We start from the raw sequence: 11,865 nt of genomic DNA on the forward strand, positions 1-11,865 counted from the left end.
ATAAATGAATGGATTTTATTCCTATAATTTGAGGTGGTATCGTTGGTTTTTAAAAATAGAAAGCTTATTTTCAAATCAAATGAAAAAGAGGTAAAATTATAGATATTCATGTAGAAATTTCGTTTTGGGGATACTTAAAATCTTAAGGTGATGGGCATGTGGTGTTATACTTTAAAAGCTCTATAAATTTTATAGATATAGCGATTTTCTTTATTAATAATCATTTGTATGTGCGTTTACTCACACACATACAAATGATTTATAAAGCCACAATTAAGTGAAAACATCTTTTCCGTTACGATAACATCATAGCCATGTCTTCTGCTGCATTTGTAATTAGTTTTAAACCAAATGTTTCTTGTAATACATCAAGCACGCCAGGTGAAATAAATTCAGGAGCCTTTGGACCGATGCGAATATCTTGAATCCCAAGACTAAATAGCCCTAGTAAAATGGCAACCGCTTTTTGTTCAAACCATGATAGTACAATACTTACTGGCAATTCATTCACTTCACATTGAAAAGCATCAGCTAAAGCAGCCGCTATTTTCACTGTAGAAATTGAATTATTGCACTGTCCTAAATCAATGTAACGCGGAATTTCCGTACCAGGTACAACACCGTAATCCACATCATTAAAGCGGAATTTCCCGCAAGAAGTTGTTAAAATAACCGTTTCTGGCGGAAGTGACGTTGCTAATTCACGATAATATTCTCCGCCTTTTCCCGGTGCATCACAACCGGCGATAACAAAGAAACGCTTTATCTTCCCCTCTTTTACTGCATCAATAATTTCTGGAGCTAATGATAATACTGTATTATGATGAAACCCTGTCACTAACTGTTCATCCGACTCCATATGTACTTCTGGAAGTTCTAGCGCTTTTTGAATCAATGGTGTAAAATCATCATTTCCAATTTTTTGTACACCTTCTAAACCTGCAATTTCATATGAAAAGAATCGATCAGAGTACGAGCCTTTAATTGGCATAACACAGTTCGTTGTAGCTAATATGGCACCAGTAAATTTTTCAAAAAGGCGTCTTTGATCATACCATGCCTTACCGATGTTTCCTTTTAAATGTTTATATTTTTTCAGCTGCGGGTATCCGTGTGCTGGTAGCATTTCAGAATGCGTATAAATATTAATGTCTTTTCCTTCTGTTTGCTTTAATAGTTCTTCTAATGCAAATAAATTATGGCCCGTAACTACAATTGCTTTACCTTCTACACGATTTTGTGTAATTTGTACAGGCTCTGGCACACCAAAATGATTCGTATGTGCCTCATCTAATAATTCCATCACCCGTAAAGCAGATTTCCCCACTTTCATAGCCATATCAATATGCTCTTGTTCGTTAAAGTTAGAATTTGTTAATGTCATATATAAAGCTTCTTGTGTTGTTGCATCTACAAATGCATCCGTATACCCTAGCTGAGCGGCATGTGTGCGATAAGCTGCAATTCCTTTTAGCCCAAACACAATCGTATCTTGTAAACTCGCAATCGTTTCATTCTTACCACAAACACCCATTACTTTACATCCGCCTATTGGCGTTTGTTCACATTGATAACAAAACATATCATCCCACCCTCTCCCAATCATTCATTACACCTTAAGCATAATACCCATTGAAAAAAAGTGATGTGATATCAATCACAATAATATATAAAGATTTGTGACAGTTCATATTGTTGACATAATATTTTTATTGACACTAAAAAATATGCATTAGTGTACACACATCTTTCGATACTTTTAAATAGCTAATTAATTTGGAGAAATATATACAACGAAAAAATTTTTTGAATCCCATGTACAAATAGTTGCAATTCATCACATATGAAATAGATATAAAAATACGCTCTTCTTTCTATCATTCAATAGAAAGAAGAGCGTATTTGTCATTTTAAGGAACTATCATTTTTTATTAAAGTCTTTACTGTAAACCTTTTTATTTACAATACATTTACATTATCTTAACATTACTTACATTATTTATATGATATATTTATATAGAAGCTACTTAAGAAATTTCATATACATTTTATCTTTATGATCTCTTATCTAATCAATAAAAAGATCATGTTATATTTTTATAACAGGGGTGAATTACGATGACTGAAACTTTAAAAACACTTATAATGCTTGATGCTACTTATGTTGTTATAGCAATTATGACAGTACTAGTATTTGTATACTTGGAATTAAAATCTCAGTAATATATGCTGACGTAATCAACAGATTCAGCATTTAAATATAGTTAGAAGAAAGAGAGGAGAAAATTATTTCTCCTCTCTTTTGTATTTCTACAATTTCTTATTTTAATAAATCCAATGTATGTAAAAGTAATCCTTTGTTCCCTACTTCCCCATGACCAGGCACTACTGCATTTATATTTCTATATCGCTTCAGCACATTCTCAATCGATGTAGACCATTCATTTACATAAGCATCCGCAACGTTTCCTAAATCTTTCGCGGACGTAGATTTCACTAAACAGCCTCCAACTAAAATATTGTATTGCGGTAACCATACGACAATATTATCTTCTGTATGCCCTTTCCCTGGATAAAATGTTTCTACTTTCATATTTCCAAACTTCAAATTTGTAACGGTTTGTAAATCTCCAAGCGGTTCTTCATATCCATTTTTCTTTGCTAGTTCTGCGGTTAATGCTGTACTATGCGCTTTAATGCCTCTTTCTTTCAACGCTGTTATTCCGCCAATTCGATCAGCGTGCGCATGTGTAATAATGACATCCGTTACGCGCTTCTGAAATTTCTTTTCTACCATTTCTATTAGTTCCTTCGTTAATTTGTCATCCCAAGAAGAATCCACAAGTACTAACCCTTTAGAAGTATTAAGAACTAGACCGTTCGAAGGAACTGCTTCTCCATTAAAAGAACCTAACTCCGTATGAACCCATACATTCTTGTTTAACTGAGATATTGAAATGGTTCCCGTCTCATTTTTTATTACTGTTTTCTCTACCTTTTGTGATGCTTGTACAGAAGAAATTGTGCTAACAAATTGAATTGTTCCTAGTAAACCTACACATAATCCTACTTTTAACAACGTATTCTTTTTCATGTTATCAACCCTTTCTTTCAAGCTAAATAGTTATTACCTATATTAGACAATTTATCTCAAATGTTTGTTCCATCTTCATTTGCATATTTTTATGTAATTAACAAAAAAGCGTACAAAATTTTGTACGCTTTAAAACTTAATCTTCCATTCCATAATTCTCAAACTCTTCCTCATTCCCATAAAATACATTCAAATCAATATACTTTTCTTTTCCATTATAACCGCTTAATCTCCCGCGGTTCGTGTATTGCCAAAACGTCCATTTTCTCTCATCAGATAAACTCGGTTTTGTAAGAACACTACGAATCCATATATCACATTTTGGATACGCATCCTTTATATATAAATCATACGCCTCTTGCGTTGCATACAATATTACTTTCTTATCGTAATGTTTTTCTAGCATTTCAATCGTGACCGCCAACTCTTTCGTAACATCTTCACGCTTAGGTGGATTATCTTTTTTGTTAGCGTAAAACTCAACATCAATCACGGGTGGCAGTGCTTGTTTATATTTTGGAACAGTTCGTATAAATTGCTCTGCTTGTGTTTCACCCTTACTATCGAAACTAAAAAAATGATACGCTCCGATGCGCATATCTGTCTTATTCGCATTCCTCCAATTTTTCGAAAAGTACTCATCCACAAACGAACTTCCTTCAGTAGCCTTTATAAACGCAAACTTCATATTTTGCTTTTCCAACTCTCTCCAATCTATATCCCCTTGATACGATGCGACATCTACACCTTTTATTTCATACTTTTCAGCACTTATTTGATTCGGAATGAATATGCCTTGAAAAACTAAGTAAACGACAACACTTATTACACTAATTAAAGTAAAGATTCCTCCTATAAAAAGCTTCTTTTTCATTCATATCACCCATCTTTACAAATTAAAATTCTACTTACCATTCATGCTTTTTATTAATTTTCATTTTTTCTTTAAACGCCTTCTCTAAATCAATATTTAATTTATTTGCTAAATCACATACATTCCAAATTACATCAAACATTTCTAAACCGATTTCTCTTTTCGCATCTTGTATTGTATCACGCTTTAATATGACTTCCGCTAATTCACCTAATTCCGCCATCGTATATATCGTACGCTCTTCAATTGTTGTATCTTGAAATCCTTTTTCTTTACTGAAATTTGATACATACCTCTGAAACTCCACAATATTCATACTTAATCTCCCCTCATTACCAATACTCCATTTTTCTATTACACTTAAAACCAAAATTATATTTTGTTAAATTATAACATTGGGACTATAATTTATTTATAGCCCATTAACGGAGGTGTTTGCAATGACTCTCTTCGCTTCACCAACATTATTTATAGTAGCAATCATTTCATTTGCACTAGCTTATTTCATCGGAGTAAAGCAGTACACTTGGCTCTTATCAGGATTCAACGAACGCCGCGTGCCTGATAAAGTGAAACTATCAAAAATAGTAGGTCTTTATAATTTAATTGCTGGTGTCATTGCGACAATCGGTAGTGTCTTCACTACGCCTAATGTCACAATCGTTATTCCTATCATTATAATTGGACACTTTATAATCGCGGCTTATGTAAATACACGCATGGTGCAGTGAAAAAGATCACCCAAATGGATGATCTTTTTTATAATTTATCAACATATTGCTTCGCTTCTAGTAAAGAAAACCCAAAAGCTTCTCTTACTCTCTTAACTGCTGTAACTTTTTTGCCTTCTTCTACAAGCTGGCGTAGTTCTTTATTAATTTCAGGTTCTCTTTCTATAATTCCCATCTCTTTCGTAATTAATTGTAATCTATCTTCAATTCTCTTTAAACGCGCATCATTTTTCTTTTCAATTGTAGCTAATTTTTCAGCGATATAAATGAAACCAACGGCTACTATCAGTATAACCATCCAGAATTCCATGAATGTTCCCCCTTACTAACTTTCATTTGTTTTATTTCACTAACTTATGTAAATTTTACCACAGGACACATTTACTGTATAATACCACTATATCAAACTGTTAATAAAACCTATTATTTTAGGGGGACACTTTATGAAAAGATTTTTAAATACGTTACTTCAATTTGTAGTTCTTTCAATCGTGCTACATTTATTATTTGATATAGTTGGTTGGCTTGTTCTCAATGCACCAATTAAAAACAAACAAATCATTATTTCTTTAATAACAATCTCATGGGTTATGTACATATACCGAGACAAATTTTTTCAAAAGTTCACTTCAAACTAACTAAAAAAGAAAACACTTCATTGGTGAATGACGAAGTGTTTTCTTTTTTTACTACTGTATAATAAAAATAATATTCTGTCTTTAAAGAAAGGAGTCACCATGAACTTAAAAAGTAGCAATATATACGAGAAAATGAACCAATATTCCGTTGCAGGTTTAAGCCTCGCTGTTATATGTAATGGCAAACTAGATGAAGCGACTGCCTTTGGAACACTTGAAGCTAGAACAACTAGAGCTGTTACTACAAATTCTCTCTTTAATTCTTGTTCTATCAGCAAATTCATCACTACAATGCTCGTACTAACGTTATCAGATCAAGAAATCATACATTTAGATGAAGACATAAATGATAGACTCACATCTTGGAACATACCTACCAACCTATTTACCTCACAGAAAAAAGTCACCCTGCGAAATTTATTAAGTCACCAATCTGGAATTATTGATCCTCCTAATAGTTTTGGACATTATACATTTGCACATGGGCGACCAAACATGTCTGAACTCCTTGCCGGTAAAACATCCTATTGCCCAGTACCGATAGAAATAACTTATAAACCAGAAAACGAATTTCACTACTCCGATGCAAACTTTTGTATTATTGAACTACTACTTGAAGATATTACAGGAAGATCATTTAGTCAGTTATTAGAAGAACACATCTTCCAGCCACTACAAATGAAAAATAGTACACTTTTCTCTCCAAAAGACATAGATAAAACCGATGTTTTTGCTTGCGGACATAATAAAGATAGAACTGTAACAAATGAGAAGTATCCATTTTATCCATTCGCAGCTGCTTCAGGTATTTGGACAACACCAACTGACTTATCAGCTTTAGTTATTGAAATCATTCATTCCTTACAAGGAAAGGGTAAACTAAAACTTTCTCAAAAATTAGTAATAGACATGATTTCTCCTCAAGGTTGCTCAAAATGGACTGGATTAGGTGTTTTTCTAGATGATTCTAATGAAGAATTACAGGTTTATTCACTCGGATGGGGCGTTGGATTTCAATGTATGATGGTTTGTTATCCATACTGCGGGAATGGTGCTGTTATTATGACCAATTCCGATTTAGGTGTTCATCAAATGGAAGGGATCATTGGTGAAGTTGTAAAAACGTTACCCTTATAATGAAAATAAAGAAGCTGTTCCTTCCAGCTTCTTTACCTATATAACATTTTTCGCAACAATTTTTATATGTTCTGGTGCGATAATCTCCGTTATACTTTCTTGGAAATCTTCCCGCAACATTTCTTCCAAATGTTCTAACTGCACTTCAACATGAGTGCATTCTAAATTATGTATATTTAACAGTGCATAATGATCTTTTTTCTTAATTACTAAATATTGATTTTCCTCTGTCACAAGTACAGAACCTAATCGGACCCCTAGTAAGCGTTGATCATCAAACTTCATAATTACTTCTCCTTCCCTCATATAAACAAAACTACAATGAAAATAATTACATTTATGGAAAAACACGCTTATTTAGACTATATCATAATTTACTAAAATAGAAATATCTTTTTCTGTTTTAATAAAAATCCCTATTCTTTCATATATTTCGATACAAAAAACTTTCTCAACATTTAATTCGAATTTTCAGTTTTTAATTCCGTGAAAATCTATTATAATAAAGTTAATAAATGTTTGACCTCTCCTAATTCATGTACATATGGATGATCAGTAGTTATCACTACTGATCTATTTTTTTGATTTCAGAAAGTACATACGCTGCATCCTTTCCTACACCACAAATAAGTGCGGAACCCCTTTGAGATTGCCATGGTAAACCGATATAATACAATCCTTTTACTGGACTGATTCCCTTTATATGATTAGGAAATCCATTCTCATTCACTGCCTGTTCAATTTCAATCCAATTATAATTTTGAATAAAACCAGTTGACCATATAATGCTTTCTGCACTATAAGTATCACCATTCTGAAACATGATGTTATTTTCTGATGCACTTACTACTTTTTCCTGTAGTTGTATTGCTCCATTACGAATGAGTTCCTTACCTTCAAATCCAAAAATAGGATCTTTTCTCTTCTGAAACCATTTCCCCCTCTTGGTACTAACTTCAGCATACAATACACCCAATTTTTCTAACCAATTAAAAATACTTTTTCTAAAAAAATGTAACGGTAAAAACGTTAAAGGATGACTGATAGACATCATAACTTCATGAGTTTTTGCAAGTTCTACTGCTATTTGCATCCCTGAATTCCCACCACCTACTACTAGTACTTTTCCCTTAGGAATTTGTGATGGTGATTTATATTGTGATGAATGTATTTGAAAAACATGTAATGATAGATTTGCTGAAACTGAGGGAATAAACGGTTGCTGAAAACCACCTGTTGCGATAATAACTTTTTTCGTTTGTAAAATTTCTGTAGGAGTATATAATTCAAATATTTCTTTTTCTTTCTTTATTTTTAGAACTTCCGTTTGTAATTGTACCGGTAATTGAAAATGTCTTGCATATTTTTCTAAATAAGTTGCAATTTCATCTTTATATGGAAATTCATTTTTTTCACCTATTAACGCCATACCCGGCAAGCTACTGTAAGACCTTGGGGTAAAAAGCTGCAAAGAATCATATCGATTTCTCCATGAATCACCAACTCGTTTTCCTGCCTCAAGTAATAAAAAATTATACCCTTCTTGCTTCAAGTAATATCCCATTGTTAATCCAGCTTGACCCGCCCCAATAATAATTAGATCTTTCATTCTAATCCCTCCTCTTCTTAAACGTATGAATACTTGTTCATATATTCATACGTTTCCATAATCATAACATTTTCTTTTTATATGATTCAATATCTACTCAAAATAAAAAAGAGCAGTTCACTGCTCTATGAACTACTCTTCATTCCATTTCTACAATTTTTCCTCGTACAGTGTAATTCTATTTGAAAACGGATCAATTACAGTTAATTCAATTGTACCCCAAGGTGTTTTTTCTATATTCGGCTTCGAATAAGCATATTCTTTACTTAATAATACAGAATGATAATCCTTTACATCATCTATTTTGATCCGAATCGCACCACCTGGTGAGGCATCACCATGATGTTCTGATAAATGTATCACAGCATCCTGTAACGAAATTTGCAAATATAATGGCATATTTTCCTCATACCGATGTTCCCAATCCAGTTTAAATCCTAAAAAACCTAAGTAAAATAGTTTTGCTTTTTCAATATCAAAAATTCTAAATATAGGTGTTATCATTTATACTCTCCTCCTATTTATAAACATCTGCTGCCAATTCTCTCAAAACATCCACGTTTACTACTTCATAGCATCCATCGTTCTTCTTTATTATCTCTTTATCACAAAAAATATTTAATGTTCGCAACAAATGCCGATAGCTCGTTCCTAACAATTCCGCTATTTCCGTTAAATTCCCACTAAATACAATTCTATTTTCATGCTGAACTGCTCGTTCCCCTGCTGCTAACATGTAACTCGCAAGTCTATTTTCAAGCGGATACAATAAATTAATTGTACTATTTTTTGAAAGTCGATTTAACTTATGTGCTAACGATCCACAAATACATCTTAAAAATTTCGCATCATGAAATAGCTGGTTTCTCACTTTTCCTAATGGTAAACCAACACAATATGAATCTGCCATTACTTGTACATTTGAAGTAATCCTTTGGGAATGAATTAACTCCACATCTCCAAGTAACTGCAAACTATCATAAAAACACAGTAATACGGATTTCCCGTTACTTAATGTGTTAAACGCTTTCGCTTTTCCTTCAACAAAGAAATATAAATAATCTATCTCTTCATTTTCTCTACAAATAAACTCATTCTTTTTAAAAAATATAAGTTCCATATATGGCTTCATATCATGACTAAAAAATGAATCAATATTATTTTTCTTCATATACTCTGCTAATTTAATAGAATTACATACTTTCTTCATAGTCCCCACCTTTACAACTCATCCCCATTGTAATCAAAATTTTCTTCTTCCACTATGACATATGTCATAGTAATACACAATTTCAGCATGATACAGTCATTACAAATATGAAATACAAAGGGGATATTGCATTGTATAACTTTCTTTCTGTCTTTATTGGTGTGCTCATCGCCGTTATGCTTCCATTGAATGGGATTTTATCTGAGTTAATTGGCAAGTATACAGCAAGCGTGGTCATTCACCTTGTCGGTTTAATTGCAGTTATTTTCGTTTTAATCTTAAACAAACATAAAATTCATTTCGATAAAGGTATTCCGCTTTTTTTATATAGCGCTGGAGCGATTGGAGTATTCACTGTTCTTTTTAATAATATAAGTTTCTCCGTCCTTGGTGCCTCTATTACGATCGCATTAAGTTTACTCGGCCAATCCATTGCTTCCATCATTATCGATCATTTCGGCTTATTAGGAATGAAAGTTGCAAAGTTTGAAAAGAAAAAACTAGTTGGATTAGTATTTATCTCTTCTGGGATTATTATCATGACAATATATTAATGGGGGCAAAAATATGTTATATATTACTATCGCTATTTTAGCTGGTGTTTCTATCGTCGTTGCTAGAATTATTAACGCGAATTTAGCAAAGGAAATTGGAAACTGGGAAGGCACGTTTTTCAATTATATTACTGGATTATTTTTCTCTATGTTATTTTTAATTTTCAGTTCAGATTCATTGTATATCCCTATTCATAAATTGCAATCTATTCCTATCGCCGTATACTTAGGCGGATTAGTAGGCGTTATCGTTATTTCATTATCCAACTATATTACTCCTAAAATATCAGCCTTTTATTTAACATTACTCATCTTTATCGGACAATTATTTGCGGGGACTATTATTGATTTCTTCCTAACAAATGAACTCTCAATTGGTAAAGTTATCGGTGGCATTTTCGTATTAATTGGGCTCACTTACAATTTACTCATAGATCGCCCGATAAAAACTGTGAAGCATAACCAAGTTCAACTATAATACTTTACGCTTACCTATCATATATTAATAGAAAAGCTCTTCACACGAAGTAATAGAGAGGAGAAAATCCTATTAAAAAAATTATTTTATTGCTAGGTAGTGTATTGATTATTTGTGGAATTGTATGGTTTATAAACTCGGGAAAATCTATTCAAGATCTCTATACTGCAAATAAACCGAAAAAGAAAGCTACTATTATTTCAAGCTCGCGAGATCCAAATGAGCCTCCTGTTTTTTTAGGTAAACAGGAAATAAAAGATATACATGTCGAATCAATTAAAACAAAACAGGATATCTTTCTCACAAAAACAGATGAATTAAAAACATTTATTAACAGTATGAATACCGCAAAAAAAGGCAAATTAACATTGGATGAAGAAGGATCAGATTTAATAGATTGTGATATGTGGATTACTTTCGAGGATGGAACTTATAAAAAATATTTCATATGGATAGTTGATCATCACAGCAGCGAAGTGATGATTGCTCAGCAAGATACTCCTGATGATGTAAACCTTACGTACTATCAGTTAAACGAAGATAGTTCAAAAAAAGTTTATAATTTATTTAAAAAAATTATTTAAACGAAAAAGTCATGAGCACGCGAACTCATGACTTTTTGCACTATATATACTCAGGGAACACTCTACAACCCTTTTCCTGCTCTATATCATGACCAAAGAAAACAATTGGTTTCTCTTTCGCCACAACTCCTTTTAAACGTTTAATTGAAGATAAAGCTAATTCTGGATCAAATCCCGCGAACGGCACTTCATCTTCAAAATTCTCTTTCGTGTACGATGCATCAATCGTTAATAATACAGGACCGGATTTCTCCGTCTCAATGAATAGCGACTGATGGCCTGGAGAATGACCTGGCGTATACAATAATTGAACACCTGGTACCACTTCATAATCCCCTTCAATAATTTTATAGTTCAAATGCGGTAATATACATTCTTTCATATATTCTTCTCTATGAAGTGCTGCCTCATATTCCGTTCGTTGCACAATAATCGGTGTATTTGTAAAAGCACCGTTTCCTCCTGCATGATCGAAATGTAAGTGAGAACTAATAATATATAAAAGGTCGTCCGGCTCATACCCTACACGCTTTAATATATTCACGATTCTATCTTCTTCAGTCATTTTCGGTAAAATCTGTCCTTCAACAAATGTACCGTTAAAAAGCCCTTCATTATTAACTGCACTTTCTGGCATACCTGTATCTACTAAAATAGGACCTTCTTCTGTCTCCAAAAGATAACACCATACCGGCAAGTTTAATAATTTTCCCGGTGTTAACGTACTGTTAAGAGACGAATGATCCAACATACAACGACCTGCTGGGATGAAATAAAGTTTCTTTACTGTCATTATGTATCCACCTTTACATTTAGTTTGGGATAAAGTAATACAGTAAAAAATTCTTCTTTTTAGAAATAAACTCCTTCTAGACTATCAGTACAGCTTACATAAAAATGAAACATTAACACCGATTAACGCTGAAAACTTAATGAAAGTACATGCACTACTTGAA

The 11,865-nt window shown here is 32.8% G+C and carries 16 protein-coding genes; 6 read left to right on the forward strand and 10 right to left on the reverse strand.

Annotation, left to right across the window (positions count from 1 at the left end; translation table 11 throughout):
- Nucleotides 1-295: 295 nt before the first annotated feature.
- From hcp to NST90_RS15930, 4 genes are all read right to left on the reverse strand, one after another.
- Nucleotides 296-1,582 (reverse strand): hydroxylamine reductase, encoded by a 1,287-nt coding sequence (gene hcp, locus NST90_RS15915; protein ID WP_025708832.1) that lies wholly within the window; start codon nucleotides 1,580-1,582, stop codon nucleotides 296-298.
- Nucleotides 1,583-2,320: 738 nt separating this feature from the next.
- The gene (gene bla2 / locus NST90_RS15920; protein WP_025708834.1) at nucleotides 2,321-3,094 is read right to left on the reverse strand and encodes a BcII family subclass B1 metallo-beta-lactamase; all 774 of its coding nucleotides are present in this window, start codon (nucleotides 3,092-3,094) and stop codon (nucleotides 2,321-2,323) included.
- Between the two features lie 136 nt (nucleotides 3,095-3,230).
- Complete coding sequence (locus tag NST90_RS15925) at nucleotides 3,231-3,968, reverse strand: GH25 family lysozyme (RefSeq protein ID WP_025708836.1); 738 nt, start codon at nucleotides 3,966-3,968, stop codon at nucleotides 3,231-3,233.
- Nucleotides 3,969-4,002: 34 nt separating this feature from the next.
- A complete protein-coding gene (locus NST90_RS15930) occupies nucleotides 4,003-4,284 on the reverse strand; it encodes a MazG nucleotide pyrophosphohydrolase domain-containing protein (protein WP_025708837.1) in 282 nt (93 codons plus the stop codon).
- 124 nt (nucleotides 4,285-4,408) lie between these two features.
- Here NST90_RS15930 and NST90_RS15935 point away from each other — a divergent pair, with 124 nt between their 5' ends.
- Nucleotides 4,409-4,699 (forward strand): DUF3784 domain-containing protein, encoded by a 291-nt coding sequence (locus NST90_RS15935; protein ID WP_000171772.1) that lies wholly within the window; start codon nucleotides 4,409-4,411, stop codon nucleotides 4,697-4,699.
- 28 nt (nucleotides 4,700-4,727) lie between these two features.
- Here NST90_RS15935 and NST90_RS15940 read toward each other — a convergent pair whose 3' ends face one another.
- Nucleotides 4,728-5,009: a hypothetical protein gene (locus NST90_RS15940; RefSeq protein ID WP_000397722.1), complete on the reverse strand. Its 282-nt coding sequence runs from the start codon at nucleotides 5,007-5,009 to the stop codon at nucleotides 4,728-4,730.
- A 133-nt stretch (nucleotides 5,010-5,142) separates the two neighbouring features.
- On the opposite strand from NST90_RS15940, the gene NST90_RS15945 reads away from it, so the two are divergent.
- Entirely contained in the window at nucleotides 5,143-5,337 is a 195-nt protein-coding gene (locus NST90_RS15945; RefSeq protein WP_025708838.1) for a hypothetical protein, read from the forward strand.
- Nucleotides 5,338-5,436: 99 nt separating this feature from the next.
- Nucleotides 5,437-6,474, forward strand: coding sequence for a serine hydrolase domain-containing protein (locus tag NST90_RS15950; RefSeq protein ID WP_025708839.1), 1,038 nt, complete (start codon nucleotides 5,437-5,439; stop codon nucleotides 6,472-6,474).
- A 36-nt stretch (nucleotides 6,475-6,510) separates the two neighbouring features.
- Here the strand turns inward: NST90_RS15950 and NST90_RS15955 are convergent, their stop codons facing one another.
- The 4 genes from NST90_RS15955 to yeiL all read right to left on the reverse strand — a co-directional run bounded on the left by NST90_RS15955 (nucleotide 6,511) and on the right by yeiL (nucleotide 9,293).
- Nucleotides 6,511-6,759, reverse strand: a complete 249-nt coding sequence (locus tag NST90_RS15955; RefSeq protein WP_000666948.1) for a hypothetical protein — start codon at nucleotides 6,757-6,759, stop codon at nucleotides 6,511-6,513.
- A 280-nt stretch (nucleotides 6,760-7,039) separates the two neighbouring features.
- On the reverse strand, nucleotides 7,040-8,083 hold the full coding sequence (locus tag NST90_RS15960) for an NAD(P)/FAD-dependent oxidoreductase (RefSeq protein WP_061113041.1): 1,044 nt from the start codon (nucleotides 8,081-8,083) through the stop codon (nucleotides 7,040-7,042).
- A 150-nt stretch (nucleotides 8,084-8,233) separates the two neighbouring features.
- A complete protein-coding gene (locus tag NST90_RS15965) occupies nucleotides 8,234-8,587 on the reverse strand; it encodes a glyoxalase superfamily protein (RefSeq protein WP_000632403.1) in 354 nt (117 codons plus the stop codon).
- Nucleotides 8,588-8,600: 13 nt separating this feature from the next.
- Nucleotides 8,601-9,293 (reverse strand): transcriptional regulator YeiL, encoded by a 693-nt coding sequence (gene yeiL / locus NST90_RS15970; RefSeq protein ID WP_000754830.1) that lies wholly within the window; start codon nucleotides 9,291-9,293, stop codon nucleotides 8,601-8,603.
- A 107-nt stretch (nucleotides 9,294-9,400) separates the two neighbouring features.
- Here yeiL and NST90_RS15975 point away from each other — a divergent pair, with 107 nt between their 5' ends.
- The 3 genes from NST90_RS15975 (at nucleotide 9,401) to NST90_RS15985 (ending at nucleotide 10,909) form a co-directional block, all read left to right on the forward strand.
- Entirely contained in the window at nucleotides 9,401-9,847 is a 447-nt protein-coding gene (locus NST90_RS15975; protein WP_002024519.1) for a DMT family transporter, read from the forward strand.
- A gap of 13 nt (nucleotides 9,848-9,860) precedes the next feature.
- A complete protein-coding gene (locus NST90_RS15980; protein ID WP_000965811.1) occupies nucleotides 9,861-10,325 on the forward strand; it encodes a DMT family transporter in 465 nt (154 codons plus the stop codon).
- Nucleotides 10,326-10,414: 89 nt separating this feature from the next.
- Complete coding sequence (locus tag NST90_RS15985; protein WP_000901692.1) at nucleotides 10,415-10,909, forward strand: hypothetical protein; 495 nt, start codon at nucleotides 10,415-10,417, stop codon at nucleotides 10,907-10,909.
- Between the two features lie 40 nt (nucleotides 10,910-10,949).
- Here the strand turns inward: NST90_RS15985 and aiiA are convergent, their stop codons facing one another.
- The gene (aiiA, locus tag NST90_RS15990; protein ID WP_000216572.1) at nucleotides 10,950-11,702 is read right to left on the reverse strand and encodes an N-acyl homoserine lactonase AiiA; all 753 of its coding nucleotides are present in this window, start codon (nucleotides 11,700-11,702) and stop codon (nucleotides 10,950-10,952) included.
- Nucleotides 11,703-11,865 lie beyond the last annotated feature (163 nt).

It is taken from the genome of Bacillus sp. FSL E2-8900, assembly GCF_037966225.1.
GTDB classification, from domain to species: domain Bacteria; phylum Bacillota; class Bacilli; order Bacillales; family Bacillaceae_G; genus Bacillus_A; species Bacillus_A cereus.